The sequence below is a fragment of the Desulfovulcanus ferrireducens genome (genome assembly GCF_018704065.1).
Taxonomy (GTDB): domain Bacteria; phylum Desulfobacterota; class Desulfovibrionia; order Desulfovibrionales; family Desulfonatronovibrionaceae; genus Desulfovulcanus; species Desulfovulcanus ferrireducens.
This window is the reverse complement of the sequence record NZ_JAGUQP010000006.1, coordinates 85,965-101,961: the sequence shown is the minus strand read 5'-3', so window position 1 is coordinate 101,961 and position 15,997 is coordinate 85,965. Positions and strand designations below refer to the sequence as shown.

Sequence of the window (15,997 nt, the reverse complement as noted above, 5' to 3'; positions counted from 1 at the left end):
CTGAGTTAATTTGCGAGCGCATTTTCTTCAATGCTAACAAAGACTTGGACACATTTAAGGCTTGCTTGCGGGCTGTGCATAATGGGGTTAGTCAATAGAATGTTACTTCATGCCATTTCTGTTGTTATGATGGGTTTCGAAAGTTCGATGGAACAACCTCCCTATGCACAGCACTTCCCCAATCTTCGCCAAGATGTGTTACCCAACCCGTTTGTAATGCATTTCAGAAAATGCACTCTTCAATTGTGTAGTAATTTGAGGATGTTAATCGTGTCAGAAAGTTGAGTATTGAAATTATAGTGAGTCAGACAACACCCAAAGTTGAGTGCTTAATTTTAAAATTAAATAAGGAGGACCAATGTCTACTAATCTGGATGAGTTTTTAGATCAATTACAGGAAGAAATATACGTTAAAACAGAAAAGGATTACGGTCCATATGTTCTGGAGCGCTGGAAGAACCCTAAATATGTTGGAGTGATGGACAATCCTACGACTTCAGCCAAGCTGAAGGGAAGCTGTGGGGACAGTATGGAGATTTTTTTACGCATTGAAAACGATGTAGTAAAAGAAGCTTCTTTTTTTACAGATGGTTGTGGGCCGAGTCTTGTTTGTGGCTCTGTGGCCTGCGAAATAGCACTTGGTAAGTCTCTGGAGGAGGCGGCCTCCATCTCCGGGGAGGAGATTTTAGAGAGGTTAGGAGGACTACCCGAGGATAAAGAACATTGTGCTCACTTGGCAGCCACTACCTTGCAGGAGGCTGTCCATAATTTTATGCTTAAAAACAAAAACTAAAAGCATTCCCCTGAAGGCGGTTGCTTTTAGTTTTGGCCGGATTGTTTACATATAATTTGTCCGGCCAACATTTAGAGAGTCTGTAGAGCCTGTGGTCGAACCTTTACCCTAATTTCCAAGGTTTATTTCGGTCTTGGTTTCTTTCATGCTGGTACAAAGACTTGGACCCATCTACCCCAGTTGAATACTGGCAAAAGCCAGCCCCGCTTCGCTGGATTCAACGGGGTAAAAAGTTTGCTTGCGGGCAGAGCATAATGGGGCATTTGGGATAAATGAATATTCTTTTATTATCGATAGTTATGGTCAAAAGCGCAAAATGTTTAGCCCATTCATCCCGATGCTCTGTTTTTCCGCAAGCATCACTAAGATTGGGTTACCCCAGCCGTTTGTAATGTATGTCAGAAACCAAGACTTTCAATCAGCGGTTAAAATGGGGTTTGGCCACAGACTCTAGAGTTTTTTCCAATTTGTCTTTGCCAGCTGCTCCTTATTGTATTCTCCCAGGTTATAGAGTCTAATTTTATTACTGCGGGGGAATTCTTTTTTTAGCAGGGTTTTTAAGAGCTTTTTTAACTTGCTTAAGCCAACCACAAACTCTTCCTGAAAATATCCGTTTTCAATAACCAGATACTCATCCTCTTCCTTTTTGACTATAACGACCGAGCGGTTGCGTTTATAGGTGCGCAGGTCAATACAGTGCCCAATGGGCAGTTTTTTTAGTTTTTCTAGGACGGTCGGGATAATAGCTGTTTTGTCGATCATATAAAGAGTTGGAGTCGGATAGTACTAAGGCTTAAATCAGTCATAGTCATATTATTATAAAGATAGGAAGCATCATCATGCATTAGTTGCCAGGATTTCATGACCATTTACTTAAGTTTTCAGAAATGAATGCTATAATTTGCTGATGCGTATTTTTACCGTTTCCTTTTACTTCTAAGGGCGGGCCAAAGGTGAAGTAGACAGTCTTTTGAGGAGAGATGGGGCCAAAGTCTTTTATCCATTTACCTATTCCCCAGGCATCGGTCTTTAAAGCAACAGGGATTATAGGCACCTGGGCTTTTCTGGCCAGCTTTACTCCAATAGTATTGAATTTTTTGGGATCGAATGTCGTAGTTCTGGTTGTTTGAGGAAAAATAAATATAGAGACACCTTTTTTTAGCCTTTCCATTCCCCCCTGTATGACTGCCTTAAAATCTTCCCTGGGATTTTCTCGGGTGACCGTGATTGGATCACGGCTTATCATGATATGTTTAAAAATAGGCATTTCAACTAAATTCTTTTTGACTACAAAGGTTATGGGACGGTGGGGACGGACAATACAGGGGAGGACAAAAGTCTCCAGAGTACTCATATGGTTAGCCACAAATACGCAGGGTTTATCCAGGTTTATAAAATGTTTTTTGCCCGTGATCACAAATTTGGCCCCGGTGTCTTCTAAAGAGGTGACTATCTTTAGACTGCTTTTGACCCATTCTTCATCCGAATAGAGTCCTTTTTGTGCCTGTTTGGCTGCCTTGAGAACTATTTTTATGGTTTGAAAATAAAAGTAGAGATTAGGGAAGTTTTTAGCCAGCAGTCGGCCTTTGTTGTCAGGGGTAATATAATTGTCTGTTTTGGCAATGATTTCCATAATTGATTAATGTTTGTTTTTGTTAAAGTTGGGGTAATATTTAAAGCTGGATAGAAAAAGCCCAAGACCGATAGTCAGATATATGATGGCCAGGAATGGTTTGGGGAAAACCGAGTGACGCAAAATAAAACCGAGCAAGATCATAAATAGAATGAGAAAGTAGCTTTTAATGGATTGAAATCCAAAGATGCAGGCCGATTCAGGTTTAGTGTTAATGCGAGAGATATTTTTAGATACTAGTTTCTGAAAACCAGGCCGGGCGAGATTTACGCCAGAGACAGCGCCAATTAGGGCCAAAAAAATGGCTTTGTAAGAAGGTAAAGGAAGAAGCCAGCTACATGCAGTTCTGATAAGCATAAGTCCGACAATAGTCCACATACTCCCGGCCAATAAGTATAGTATGCGACGTTTAACCTTGGGATAGAGTTTTCTTAACATTTGTCTGTCCATACATAACGTTTGTAGCTTGAATTCGAGACTTCTGCAAAAGTGTGGGGGGATTCCGGTCCGTTCTTCCTTTTGGCTGTGGTTTCTCCGGATCAACTAGTTTCATTTAGGCGGCCATGAGGGACTTTCGCAAAAGTGTCGAATTTGTGTTTTTTGTCGTTAGAGTTTATGGGGTTGCCGCATCTATAATGTCTGGATGGCTCAGATTTTGGTTTGCGCTACAAATAATAATGGATTAAGTCAAAGAAGTTCTTAGTTGATAATCAGGACAAATTCAATATCTATAAATGATGCATGGGAGAGAAAAGATAATGTCTGATAAGGATGTGAAAAAAAAATTAGCGGCAATGCCGGTTTTAGACAAATTAAAAATCGTTGGTAACTGGTTACATGAAAAGAAAGGCCAACAGGTTTTAGGGTTAGATGTACGTGAAATCTCTAATGTTTTTGAAGGCGTGCTTATCGTCACCGCTCAGAATGTGCGCCATGCCCAGGCCCTGGCAGACTATGTTCTGGAAAAGGTCGGAGAGAATAAGTGGGAATATATGGGCATGGAGGGATATAAAGGTGGAGACTGGATTCTTTTGGATTTGAACGATGTGATAGTGCACATATTTCTGGCAGATACACGCCAATTTTATAATTTAGAGGGATTTTGGGCCAGGGGGAAAGAGGTCGATTTAGACCTGGACGAGGAACAACCGGAAGAGGCTGAAAATGGGTAAAATGTCTCCTATACTTCTCTTGATTCTGGATGGATGGGGAATTGCCCCCAAAGGGCCGGGCAATGCTATCTCATTGGCCAATACACCTAATATGGATAAACTTTTGAAAAATTTTGCTCATACAAGCCTCAAGTGTTCAGGTGAAAGTGTTGGCTTGCCGCCAGGGCAGATGGGTAATTCCGAGGTGGGTCATTTAAACATTGGGGCAGGCAGGGTTGTTTACCAGGATATCGTGCGCATAAACTTGGCTATCCAGGATGGGAGCATAAAGGAAAACAAGGTCTTAAATGAATTACTGGCCAAAATAAAAGACGGCGGCAGGTTGCACTTGATGGGCTTGCTCTCGGACGGGGGAGTGCACAGTCTTCAGGAACACCTGCATAGCCTTATCAAGTTAGCTAAAGAAAAGGGTGTCAGCCAAGTATTTATCCATTGTTTTTTAGATGGCCGGGATACCCCTCCTACAAGCGGAATAACCTATGTGCAAAAGCTTAAAAATTACCTGCAGGAGACCGGGGTAGGGAAGATTGCCACTATTAGCGGTCGTTACTTTGCCATGGACCGGGATAGACGCTGGGACAGGGTTAAGCTGGCCTATGATGCGTTGACTCTTGGGCAGGGGAAGGTGGCGCGTGATCCTGTTGTGGCGGTTAATGATGCTTATGCTGCTGGCGAGACTGATGAGTTTGTAAGGCCCATTGTGTTGATGGACGATGATAAACCAGTGGCTACCCTGCAAGATGGTGACGGGATCATCTTTTTTAATTTTCGGGCCGACCGGGCAAGGGAGCTTTGCCAGGCGCTTTTTGATCCGCACTTTAAAGAGTTTGAGCGTAAAATTTGGCCCCGGCTTAATCTAGTCACTATGACTGAATATGATAAGGATTTTGGTCTGCCGGTTATTTTCCCCCCGGAAAAACTGGACAATATTCTGGGGCAGGTGGTGTCTGAAAAAGGCCTCAGGCAACTTCGCATTGCTGAGACAGAAAAATATGCCCATGTGACCTATTTTTTTAATGGAGGGGAAGAGGAGCCTTTTCCCGGGGAAGACAGAATATTGATTCCTTCTCCTCGTGAAGTTGCCACTTATGATCTGAAGCCCGAAATGAGTGTTTACAAAGTGACAGATGTTTTATGCTCAAAAATAAGGGCCGGGGAATATGATCTTTATGTGTGTAACTTTGCCAACCTGGATATGGTTGGTCATACAGGGGTCATTCCGGCAGCAATTAAGGCGTGTGAAGCAGTGGATGAGTGTGTGGGACGGGTTGTTGAAACCATGCAAGAGGTAGGCGGAACCATTTTGCTCACGGCAGACCATGGTAATGCAGATGATATGTTGGATGAAGATGGAAAACCAAAGACCGCCCATAGTTTAAATCCTGTGCCTCTTGTCTTAATAAGTGAAAACAAAAAAGACATTCGGTTGCGGCCACGTGGGATTCTGGCTGATATTGCCCCGACTATCCTTGATTTGTGGTCCATTCCTAAACCTAAGGAGATGACAGGAAAGAGCTTGATTTAAAATATGTGAGACGGAGCTGATCCTGCCTTCAGCGGGAACAGCTCCGTTCCTCAATAGAGCTTGTGGCCGAACCTTTTTATCAACTTAATTTCTATGGTTTATTCTAGTCTTGGTTTCTTTCATGCTGGTACAAAGTCTTGGACCCATCTAAAACTTGCTTGCGGGCAAAGCATAATGGGATATTTTGGGTAAACAAAAGTTCATTTAATTATCGATAGTTATGGTTAATGTCGCAAAATATTTAGCTCATTCATCCCGATGCTCTGCTTATCCACAAGCTTCGTTAAGATTGGGTTACCCAAGCCGTTTGTAATGCATTACAGAAACCAAGACTTTCAATCAGCGGTCAAAATGAGGTTTGGCCACAGACTCAATAGGGGGATAATCATCCAAAGGCGATGAAATCAGGAGAGAATGATGCGAGAAAAAAAGTTTATACCACCGGTTAAGCCTGTGGGATTGGAGATAATTTTTCTTTATCCATGTCCTTATTGCGGACGCAATGTTCCTTTGCTTGGCCCCACAGAGCCATCCATGGGCCAGTGCGATGCCTGCCACAAGCAGTTCCCCCTGGCTCCAGTGGATAAAAAGAGCGTTTTGTTTATCAAAACAATCCTGGATAATGGCCGGGCTGCAGTAGATCCTGACTTTTTGTAGACGAGTTAACGCAAATACGGGTCGTCTTGGCTTAGATAGTTTTGGACATAGTCCTTGGCAGCTTCTTCCAGAGACATAAAACTACAGGGGCAGCCTGCTGCTTTCAGTTTGTCCATTCGGGCCTGGGTGAAATATTGGTATTTATCCCTTATGCTCTCGGGCATTTCAATGTATTCGATACTTGGTTCTCGGTGCATGGCCACAAACACTGCGCGCGCCAGTTCGTTCCATGAGCGGGCTTTTCCTGTGCCGAGGTTGAAGATACCGTTTATCTCCTTATGTTCCAAAAACCAGGCCATAACCTGCACACAATCCTTAACATAGATAAAATCCCTTTTTTGCTCCCCATGACCGTATTCGGGCCGATAAGATTTAAATAGCTTGAGTTTCCCGGTATCCTTTATCTGGGAATAGGCCTTGGCGATAACGCTCTTCATATCCCCTTTGTGATATTCATTTGGACCAAAGACATTAAAGAATTTCAGGCCTACTATTTTGTCTAATAGCCCTTTTTTTTGAGCCCAGAGATCAAAAAGGTGTTTTGAGTAGCCATACATGTTCAAAGGCTTTAAATTCGCAAGACCAGCGTGGTCATCATCAAAACCGAGCGTGCCGTCTCCATAAGTGGCTGCACTGCTTGCGTAGATAAAACGGGCGTTGTTTTCCAGACAATACCTGGCCAGTTTTTGCGTATAGTGAAAATTGTTTTCCATTAAATAATCTGCATCTAGTTCCGTAGTCGATGAACAAGCCCCCATATGGATTATGGCTGTAATAGCCGGGAGCTTGTTTTTTAAGACTAGGTCTAAGAATTTGTCTTTATGTTCATAATCTAGGTACTTTAAGTTGACCAGGTTTTTCCACTTTTCTGTCCGACCAAGGTTGTCAACAATTAGAATACGTTCGATACCCATCTGGTTTAATTGCCAAACAAAGGCACTACCAATAAACCCGGCTCCACCAGTAACTATATACATATCCGCTCCTTTTGGTTGAGGTGTTAATTTAAAGACTACTTATTTTGCTTTGGGCAAAAGGGCAAGTTTTGATAGATGGGGGATGGGATGGTTAGTGAGGAGGGCGGAAGATGAGAGATGTGGATGATGTGAAGTTTGATTGACGGTATAAAATTTGCTTGGTTAATTTAAACTTGTTGGATAGTTTTTTTGCAGACATGGCGTTTTTTAATTTATTTAGTTATTTAGCAACTTAATACGGCGACAATAAAACTTCGAGGGGAAGAAAAATGGGACATGTTTTTGCCTATATCACGGCCAAAGATTTGGCTGAAGCAGAAAAAATTGGTCAAGTTTTAGTCGGAGAGAGGTTGGCAGCTTGCGTGAATATTTTGGACGGGATGTTGTCTATGTATTGGTGGCAGGGGCAGTTGGAAAAAAGTAAAGAAGTTGTCATTATTGCCAAGACTAGAGAAGAATTAAAAGAGAGTCTGCTTGAAAGAGTCAAGGAAATTCACAGCTATGACTGTCCTTGTGTTATATTTTTACCTGTACAAGGTGGGAACAAAGAGTTTTTAGACTGGATTAATGCTGAGACCCAGAACTAGACCATTCTTCTTGAATGGATGCTGAAGGAGTGGAGAACCTCAAAAGTAGCGACCGAAATTTAGAGTAATATGTGATTAATGACGGTAAGCTAGTCATAAAGGAAAGTTAGAAATAAGCAGAATGACTTTTTAATGTACAATCAGGATCTGTTTTTTACAAACTCCTTTTGCACTTTTTTGAATTAACTATGAAGCTTGTTTTATTGTCAAAAATCGCAAAATTTGTTTTTTGTGTAAGCGTTAAGAGGCTTGGATATGAATAAGTATAAATGTAACTATTTGGTTTCAATTATAATCCCGGTTTTTAATCAATGGCAATTGACTAAAGATTGTCTTATAAGTTTAAAGCAACATACACGAGGAGAAAATTTTGAAGTTATAGTTGTAGATAACGGATCAAGTGATGAGACAAACACGCATTGTCCTGTGCTTGGGCAGAATCTTTTCGGGCAGCAATTTAAATACATCAGGCTCGAGGAAAATATAAACTTTGGACCGGCTTGTAATCTGGGCGCTAAAAAAGCCCAGGGGTATTTTTTGTTTTTTTTAAATAATGATACCTTGGTAACTGATAACTGGCTGCCGCCACTTATAGCGGCATTTTCTGAAGATAAGAAATTAGGAGCAGTTGGCCCGCTTCTGCTGTATCCAGACAATACAGTCCAACATCTAGGGGTGGCTTTTTCACCATTAAGACATGCTTCTCATCTGTATGAATTTTTTCCTAAAGATCATACAGTTGTCAAAAAAAGACGTTCATTGCAGGCCATTACCGGGGCAGCCTTTCTGATTCCTCGAGCTCTTTTTTTTCAGTGTGGTAGCTTTTATATAGGTTATAGAAATGGGTTTGAAGATGTTGATCTTTGTGTCCAGATTAGGGGGGAGGGTAAAAGACTGGCGATGATTCCTGAGAGTGTTGTTTTTCATCTAACTAGTCAGACACCAGGTCGGTTTACTTATGATAGTGTCAATGCTGGTATTTTAGCCAAGAGATGTTGGAGTAAGTTTGTTCCTGATCGGCATAATTTTTATCTGGAAGACGGGTATGATTTTAGATTGGCATACAATTTACAAGTTTATCCTGTTTTGTCCAAATCAAGACAATATGAATTAGAGTATTTTAGACCAAAGAAATTTGATGTTGCTTGGTATATGGAGATGATTTTTAGAGAGCCGTTGTGGAAAGAAGGATATATTAAATTATATGAGTATTTTTTGAAGGAAGAGATGAGAGAGCAGGCTCAAAAAATTTATATGCGTGCTGTAAAATTTTTCCCCCCGGATGAAATTTACCTTATGCTCTCCGGAATTAATTGTATGGATGAAGAATTAGTTCAAGCAGTAAGAAATTTAGGTGAAACTTTAAAAAAAGAAATGCATCAAAAAAGGAAAGCGTTTTGCGTTGGAGCAACAATAATAAAAAAATATGCACAGAAAAATGATCAACTATTGTATGCTGCTGTTAAGGAATGGGAGACGCAACATAGGGTAGAAATTTAAATATAGATTGATTATTTATAATTTTTTTTGAAGGTTGTGATATGCGTATTGCTGTATTCTCTCTAGATATAGTTTCTTATGCCTGTGCTCAGGTTCGCCTCATACGACCTTTTTCTTATCTTTATCCAGAGTTAAAGTATAAGTGGTGTGTGCAAAGTGACGGCAATAATTATGCCATATCCTATGATGCCTTGGATTGGGCAGACTTGATTATTGTCCAACGTTATTTTCCCATTCAGGAAACCTGGCCATGCATTGAAAAAATTTTAGATTCAGGCAAGCCGGTTGTTTATGAGATAGACGATCTTTTATGGCAGGTTCCGGCCAGCAATCCCTTGGCATTTAATATGGAGAAAACCAGGCCTTATATCCTGAAACTTTTGCCCCTTGTTCAGGCTGTGACAGTCTCAACTAGCGAATTGGCCGAAAAGATAAAGCCTTTTAATGCAAATGTTTTTGTGTTTCCTAACTTACTTGATCCGCGGCTCTGGGATATGCCCCTGCCTGATAGAACTGGTTCTTTAATCAAAATCGGTTTTGCAGGCTCACAGACTCATCAAAGTGATCTGGAAATGATTGAAGGGGCTATGGTGAATATAATTGATCGTTTTAAAGAAAGGCTTGAGGTGTTACTCTTTGGTTGTGCGACCAAGAGGTTATTGCGTTGTCCTTCAGTCAGGGTTGTTCCTTTTGAACAAGGTTATGTGCGGTTTGTTAAAAGGTTGTTTTCTCTCAACCTGGATATAGGTTTAGCCCCCCTTGAGGATAATGAATTTAACCGGTGTAAGAGTAATATTAAATGGTTGGAATATTCAGCCTGTGCAGTTCCAGGTATCTATTCTGATTTGTCACCTTATGCAAAAGATATTCAATCTGGAAAGGACGGATTGTTGGTGGGAAGTTCAGAAAAGGAGTGGATTGAGGCTCTGGAATTTTTGATTTGCAACGAAAAGGAAAGGATTAAAATGGGATATATGGCCAGAAAGAGAATTATGCATGATTTTATTCTAGGGGGACAAAGAGATGTTTATCTTAGTAGCTATAGGAGATTTGTTTGTGATTCGTTTGAACTCAATAATAAAAATGATCGAAGATGCCAATAAGTTGTGAGGTTTCAAGACATCTGCTTCAAATTGTGAGTAGGGGTAACCATTCTCTCGATTCGCTTTCAGAGAAAGTATTTTTATCATTTTGCTTGATTTTATTTTTTATCTATCCAAGGGAGGACGTTTTTTAAATTTTATCCCTTTTGGTTGCTAGCCCTCTTTTTAAAATCATAATAAATTAGAATACTCTTTGGACTGTAAACCACCCTTTTCCCTTTCTTGCCAACCCTCTGACAAAGATCCGCCTCTTTAAAACCACTTACATGCCTTTCATCAAAGCACCCAACATCAAAAAATAGCTTGCGCTTAATTAACATACAAGCTGCAGTGACAATTTGATAGTCTTTTTGTTTGCTGGCTTCGGGGATATTAGCAGGGCATCCTTCGTTCAAGGAAGATGGGAGCTTGTTTTTATCCATTACGACTCCGGCATGATGTATTGTACCGTTTGGATACAGTAGTTTGCTCCCTACAACCCCAATTTTTTCATCGCTTTCAGCTAGTTGGATCATCTCTTCAAGCCAACCAGGTTGAGGTATTGTGCTGTTACTTAGAAAGACTAAATATTCCCCGGAGGCTACCTTGGCCCCTTGGTTACAAGCCTTTGTAAAACCAAGGTTTTCTGTATTGGTGATTATCTTTACATCGCCTTCTAGACATTTTAGAAATTCCTTAGTTTCTTTTCTAGAGGCATTATCCACGATGATGACTTCATAAAGATCCTCTGGGGTATTTTTAATAAGGCCATCAAGACATTGCTTGGTATATCCGAGTCTGTTACAGACAGGAATAATGATGGAGCATTTAAAACTCTTTGTTGTTTCTGGAGCGATTACCTTTTGAGCCTTTATAACAAACTGTACGCTCAAAAATTCTAGTGCTTCTTCCTTTGAGACATTTTTAATTGTAACTTTAGGCAGGTCGATATTTATTAATCCTTCTATTTTATTAGGATCAAACGGTTTGTCACGGAGGTATTTAATATCCACTATTTTATAACCGCAATTAGCAAACATATTTTTTATTTCTTGTAATGTGAAAAATCTTAAATGAGTAGAGTCTAGAATACCCTTATCTTTATATGTCCAGTTTCCATTAATTAACGATTCAATTATTTCTAGGTTTCTAATGTTTGGGATGCTGGCAATAACGTATCCGTTATCTTTTAATAATTGTGTATGTTTATAAAGAGTTGTCCATGGATCGTATAAGTGTTCTAATACATCTCCATAAATTATATAATCAAAGTATTGCTCAGTAATATCATAATCTGTTAGATTTATTTTTTCTACATCAGCAATAATCACCCGATCCAATTTTTTCTCCGCTTTGTGGGCCGCACTACAATTTATTTCAACTCCTATGTATTCACACTCATATCTTTGCTTTATTAGTTCACCCATCTTTCCTTCTCCACAACCAATCTCTAAAATTTTTTGCGGATTACCAGTTAACATGGATGGGATATCCGTGCGATTGTTTGAATAATATGTCTCATCTTTTTTATAAGAAACAGGGCTGACAAATTTCATTGCTATTTTCCATTCAAGTATTTATTTTTTTAGTATGATAATTATAAAAATTTTATCATTTCAGGTCGAAACTCTTGTTTTATAGCTTTTTTTAAAATTTTTTGTTCTATATCTAAGCGTTTAGCCAAGGACTGTAGATTAGGAGACAAGTTAGACGACTCAAGAGAGGCGAGATAATCTTTAGGAAAAATAATGGGTTGGAAATTAACTTCATATTGGTAAAGGATATTAAATAGTGTCCCTAATCTAGCTAAAATTTGATTATGCCAGCTTTTGGCGAGCTCTAAAGAGTTTACTTCCTCACCACTATAATCAATTGCAGATTTTACAACACTAGAAATGTTTCTTAAACAAACAATTACAAATTCTACCTTTGCTCCCGCTTTCAACCATACTTCAAGCGTTTTACAAAAGCGAGGATCTTTAACAAAGTTAATTTGTTGAGCACATTTTTTTAATGGTATTTTATATTTATAAGCCAATTCGGCTACTTGTTCATCGCTTAAGAAATCTGTAACTGTATTTAGGCCGTAATTTTTAAATAATTCTTCATTAAAATGAACGATCAAAGGATCTTCTAAGCCTGCTTTTATTTTTTCATCCCATCCTCCCCTAAAATGACAACCGCATCGCATTAAAACTTTACAAAGAAAGGAAGTTCCTGACCTTCCGGAACCGGTAACTATAATCATCTCGTGACCTCATAGGTTTTTTATATTTTGTGACATCTGAAAACGAAGTGTAATCGTTTCTGTTTCTTAGTTCGCGTCAAAGCTTAGCTTCTTTGCACTCTGAGTTTTGTTTGAAATAACACTCAATGTCATCTCAATATCCTCCCGCCCCCCCTCAACTTTCAGTCTGGGAACCTGATTTTACGTTTACAATAATTTTCGTAGTGAGCCGTCATGTTTTGAGCAATCCAAAATAAATTTTCCCTTATTTTCAAATAAATTGCAATTTTTTTGCCAAACCGGCAATAGTTAAATTTAGGTCCTAACCATAGCGAATGTTTAAAATTTTGGATATATCTTACGCTTGAACCATTAGAAGGATGGAGGTCTTGGCTAGGTTCTATAAAGTATATCAGCCAGAATCTCGCATCTATGTTCTTCTGTTCCCAGAGGGCAAGAGTTTGTGGGCGGCTTGCTTGGTCTCATGGATTTTTCTAATCATTGCCACCAGAACATGTCTGGTTTTTAATGTCAAAATTTCACTGGGCCCATAAAGGATTGTGAACATAACGGCAAAAAAACAGCTCTGTATTTTTATATGAAAATAGTACATTTTCATATAACCTGTTTTTTGACTATAGCATAGGCTTCTTGGTTGGCTCCAAAGAAAATGCAGCAGATTTCTTCCTTAATTGGCAGGGTAGTAGAGTCTTTTGGGTAGATACAGGAAGAGGATAAAAACTTTATCACTCCCAAGTCGCCATGGATGGATTTTAATAAATAAATTGACCAGGATGGGTAGCATTGGCTAAAGTACCACCTAGACCGGTCGCAGCTAGGAAACCGTATCTGGTTTTTAAGATTGAAAAAAGTTTTTAATGGTGTTGCTTGACTAAATCCAGTTTGTTTAAGGGAAAAACTATTAACTGTTAGGTGGGGTTAGATTAGGCTTTAAGTTCCTCCAGATGCTGCCGCAACTATACTTCTGTGAGTAGCAACATAAAATTTGGCTAGTTTATGCATGGCTTTTTTCTTGGATACAGGTTAATAGATATCCCTATAAAGACTTAGTTTTTGTAGGGAATTTTGGATTTTGGGTTTTGGATTTTGAATTATTTTAACAAATTAAAGAACAAATAATCGTTGGTGCAGCAAACTTTATTTTTAGCACGCAAGGTCAGTCTCGATAAAAGCGAGTAAGTAATGGTGGGCAAACAAAACCAAAGTGTCAAAATTTTGATCATAGAACCCGATGTTTTAGTAGGACAGGAGTTACTCCGGGATGTTCAAAAATGGGGGTATGATTGTGTCTTAGTCGATAATCATTTTAAGGGGCTTACAAAGTTAGAAGATGATGATTTTGAGCTGGTTCTAATAAGCATGGAAAATACTGGTATAGATGGCCTGGAATTTTGTAATCTCTGTTGTAAACGCGAGCGAGAGGGTAAGATATCTGATTTTTATTTAATCTTAATTGGTGAAGACTGGCATCGGGTGGCCATTTGTGAAAGTGAGACAATAGCCAATGATTTTTTGATCAAACCTTATTTAAAATGTGAACTGGAGTGGAGGATAAAGTCTGGTGTAAGATTTTTAAGTCTTCAAAAAGAGTTGAAAAAGTATCTGTATATAGATCCCAGGACTGGATTGAAGAATGAAGAAGGGTTGAAGAAAGCTCTTCAGGCGGAAATAAATCGAGTTGGCCGTAAAGAGGGGTGGCTTTCTATAGCTATTTTGGATTTTAAGAATTTTGAATGGTTAGTAGTAGACAAGGGGCTAGTTTGGTCTAGATTGATCAGGGAGACTGTATTACGCAGTATTCGTGATATATTACGTAATTATGATCAAGTAGGAGAACTTTCAGACGGTAAAATTGGATTGTTTTCTGGCGATTGCGATATAGATGCTTTTAAGGGGTTGCTAAATAGGGTGAATTTATTAATTCAGGAATTACAGAGTAAAAACTCTATGTTAAAAGAAGTTGAACTCAGTTTAGTGGGCATTTTTTTAAGTGTACAGATTAAGTCAAAGCTTGGTAGGAGCGACAAGTGTTTTGAGCATCTGTGGTCCTGGATTCAAGAAAATAAGAAAGATTCTTTTGACCAGCTTGTTGGTCATGTCGGTGTAGTTTCCAAAGATGGTCTTGTTTTGGAAAAATAAACTTTAGAAGGAAAAATAACATGAAAGTAAAGTTTCTAGGGGCAGCACGCACTGTAACAGGTTCATGCTATATCTTAGAAGTAAACGGCGCAAGATTCGCTGTAGATTGCGGCATGTATCAAGGGAATAAGGAAATAGAGAAAAGAAATTGGAACGTACAAGCCTATGAAGCTAAAAAATTAGATTTTATTCTGCTTACACATGCCCACATTGACCATTCAGGTCTTCTACCCAAAATGGTAAAAGAAGGTTTTAAAGGAGATATATACGTAACTCCGCCTACAAGAGATCTTCTGGAGATTATGCTATATGATAGTGCACATATCCAGGAGATGGAAACCGAATGGAAGAATAAAAAAAGAGCTAGAAAAGGCCAGCCTAAGATCGAGCCGCTATACACTCAAGCTGACGTGGATAAGACCTTATCTTTATTAAAGCCAATTGAATACTTTGAAGAAATAGATGTTGGCCCGGGCATAAGAGTTATGTACAAGGATGCAGGGCATATTTTAGGTTCTGCTTTTATCGAGATCTGGGTGGAAAAGGATAAGCAAAAATTTAAGCTTGTTTTTTCAGGAGATCTGGGACGACCGAAACAGCTGTTGGTTAAGGAGCCCAGCTGTTCGGAGGTGGCGGACTTTTTATTTCTGGAATCTACTTATGGCGACCGGGATCATAAAAATGAAATGCAGAGCAGAGATGAACTGGCCGAGGCCATCAGATATAGTTACGGTCATGGAGAAAAGGTAATTATCCCTGCCTTTGCAGTAGAAAGAACTCAAGAGGTTATTTATTCTCTTTACCTTTTATATAAAGAAGGTAAGTTGCCTAAAGACATGCCTGTATTTCTTGATAGCCCTCTGGCCATCAAGGCCACGCAAATTTTTCGCAAACATCACAGGTATTTTGACCTGCAAACCAGAGAACTACTTGAGCGTGGTGAAGATCCTTTGCAGCTGCCTAATTTAAAATTTACCCTGACTCCTCAAGAATCCATGCAATTAAATAGTTTGTCCGGGCCGGCCATTATTATCTCTGCTAGTGGCATGGCCAATGCTGGAAGGATCAAGCATCATTTACGCCACAATATCTGGCGCAAGGGAGTTAGTATTGTTTTTGTCGGGTTTCAAGCGCAGGGCACGCCTGGCCGAAAAATTGTTGATGGCGCCAAAACTATTCGTATTCTAGGGGAAGAATTGGCTGTAAGGGCCAAGGTGTTCACTATTAATGGGTTTTCAGCCCATGCCGGCCAGAGTCAGATCTTAGACTGGCTATCTTGTTTCAGAAATCATGGGATGAAAGTTTTTCTTGTTCATGGTGAGTACAAGGCGCAGAAGATATTAGCCGAACTAATCACGGCACGTTTTGGACATGAAGTGCATATTCCAGATTATCTAGAAGAGTGTACTTTAAAACCGGAAAAGATATTTGAACCCAGGGTTGACATAGAAAAGGCCAGGCCATCGGTTAATTGGGATTTTCTGTTTACAGACCTGCAAGGCAAGGTAGATACCCTGAAGAACCGTATTCCTGATTTTCAAAGATTGAATTGGACTGAACAGACAGAACTCAGGGATGACCTTTTAGAGATAAATACAATGTTGTCTAAGTTATTATCAGAGATCCCTGATTCGTAAATAAAGTCAAAGGGTAAGGCGGAAGTGATGGATATTAGGTGAAAATG

15 protein-coding genes are annotated in these 15,997 nt (G+C 39.5%); 9 read left to right on the top strand and 6 right to left on the bottom strand.

Annotated elements, in window-relative coordinates; translation table 11 throughout:
* Positions 1–358: 358 nt before the first annotated feature.
* Positions 359–793: an iron-sulfur cluster assembly scaffold protein gene (locus KFV02_RS03695; RefSeq protein WP_252380184.1), complete on the top strand. Its 435-nt coding sequence runs from the start codon at positions 359–361 to the stop codon at positions 791–793.
* 450 nt (positions 794–1,243) lie between these two features.
* Here the strand turns inward: KFV02_RS03695 and KFV02_RS03690 are convergent, their stop codons facing one another.
* The 3 genes from KFV02_RS03690 to KFV02_RS03680 all read right to left on the bottom strand — a co-directional run bounded on the left by KFV02_RS03690 (position 1,244) and on the right by KFV02_RS03680 (position 2,864).
* Positions 1,244–1,555 (bottom strand): hypothetical protein, encoded by a 312-nt coding sequence (locus KFV02_RS03690; RefSeq protein WP_252380183.1) that lies wholly within the window; start codon positions 1,553–1,555, stop codon positions 1,244–1,246.
* 97 nt (positions 1,556–1,652) lie between these two features.
* Positions 1,653–2,426, bottom strand: a complete 774-nt coding sequence (locus tag KFV02_RS03685; protein ID WP_252380182.1) for a lysophospholipid acyltransferase family protein — start codon at positions 2,424–2,426, stop codon at positions 1,653–1,655.
* Between the two features lie 6 nt (positions 2,427–2,432).
* On the bottom strand, positions 2,433–2,864 hold the full coding sequence (locus KFV02_RS03680; protein WP_252380181.1) for a hypothetical protein: 432 nt from the start codon (positions 2,862–2,864) through the stop codon (positions 2,433–2,435).
* A 320-nt stretch (positions 2,865–3,184) separates the two neighbouring features.
* Here KFV02_RS03680 and rsfS point away from each other — a divergent pair, with 320 nt between their 5' ends.
* The 3 genes from rsfS to KFV02_RS03665 all read left to right on the top strand — a co-directional run bounded on the left by rsfS (position 3,185) and on the right by KFV02_RS03665 (position 5,780).
* On the top strand, positions 3,185–3,598 hold the full coding sequence (rsfS, locus tag KFV02_RS03675; RefSeq protein WP_252380180.1) for a ribosome silencing factor: 414 nt from the start codon (positions 3,185–3,187) through the stop codon (positions 3,596–3,598).
* Positions 3,591–5,123: a 2,3-bisphosphoglycerate-independent phosphoglycerate mutase gene (gpmI, locus tag KFV02_RS03670; RefSeq protein ID WP_252380179.1), complete on the top strand. Its 1,533-nt coding sequence runs from the start codon at positions 3,591–3,593 to the stop codon at positions 5,121–5,123. The genes rsfS and gpmI overlap by 8 nt, the downstream gene beginning before the upstream one ends.
* A 414-nt stretch (positions 5,124–5,537) precedes the next feature.
* On the top strand, positions 5,538–5,780 hold the full coding sequence (locus KFV02_RS03665; RefSeq protein ID WP_252380178.1) for a hypothetical protein: 243 nt from the start codon (positions 5,538–5,540) through the stop codon (positions 5,778–5,780).
* Between the two features lie 5 nt (positions 5,781–5,785).
* On the opposite strand, the gene rfaD is transcribed toward KFV02_RS03665, so the two are convergent.
* A complete protein-coding gene (gene rfaD / locus KFV02_RS03660) occupies positions 5,786–6,757 on the bottom strand; it encodes an ADP-glyceromanno-heptose 6-epimerase (RefSeq protein WP_252380177.1) in 972 nt (323 codons plus the stop codon).
* Between the two features lie 269 nt (positions 6,758–7,026).
* On the opposite strand from rfaD, the gene cutA reads away from it, so the two are divergent.
* The 3 genes from cutA (at position 7,027) to KFV02_RS03645 (ending at position 9,947) form a co-directional block, all read left to right on the top strand.
* Entirely contained in the window at positions 7,027–7,344 is a 318-nt protein-coding gene (cutA, locus tag KFV02_RS03655) for a divalent-cation tolerance protein CutA (RefSeq protein WP_252380176.1), read from the top strand.
* A gap of 255 nt (positions 7,345–7,599) precedes the next feature.
* The gene (locus KFV02_RS03650; protein ID WP_252380175.1) at positions 7,600–8,844 is read left to right on the top strand and encodes a glycosyltransferase family 2 protein; all 1,245 of its coding nucleotides are present in this window, start codon (positions 7,600–7,602) and stop codon (positions 8,842–8,844) included.
* 41 nt (positions 8,845–8,885) lie between these two features.
* Positions 8,886–9,947: a glycosyltransferase family protein gene (locus tag KFV02_RS03645; RefSeq protein ID WP_252380174.1), complete on the top strand. Its 1,062-nt coding sequence runs from the start codon at positions 8,886–8,888 to the stop codon at positions 9,945–9,947.
* A 137-nt stretch (positions 9,948–10,084) separates the two neighbouring features.
* Here KFV02_RS03645 and KFV02_RS03640 read toward each other — a convergent pair whose 3' ends face one another.
* Both KFV02_RS03640 and KFV02_RS03635 read right to left on the bottom strand, forming a co-directional pair.
* Complete coding sequence (locus KFV02_RS03640) at positions 10,085–11,482, bottom strand: glycosyltransferase (RefSeq protein WP_252380173.1); 1,398 nt, start codon at positions 11,480–11,482, stop codon at positions 10,085–10,087.
* Between the two features lie 41 nt (positions 11,483–11,523).
* A complete protein-coding gene (locus tag KFV02_RS03635; RefSeq protein WP_252380172.1) occupies positions 11,524–12,174 on the bottom strand; it encodes a hypothetical protein in 651 nt (216 codons plus the stop codon).
* 1,182 nt (positions 12,175–13,356) lie between these two features.
* Here KFV02_RS03635 and KFV02_RS03630 point away from each other — a divergent pair.
* Positions 13,357–14,313 carry a PleD family two-component system response regulator gene (locus KFV02_RS03630; RefSeq protein ID WP_252380171.1) on the top strand — a complete coding sequence of 319 codons (957 nt, stop codon included), beginning with the start codon at positions 13,357–13,359 and terminating at the stop codon, positions 14,311–14,313.
* A 20-nt stretch (positions 14,314–14,333) separates the two neighbouring features.
* Positions 14,334–15,950: an MBL fold metallo-hydrolase RNA specificity domain-containing protein gene (locus tag KFV02_RS03625; protein ID WP_252380170.1), complete on the top strand. Its 1,617-nt coding sequence runs from the start codon at positions 14,334–14,336 to the stop codon at positions 15,948–15,950.
* Positions 15,951–15,997 lie beyond the last annotated feature (47 nt).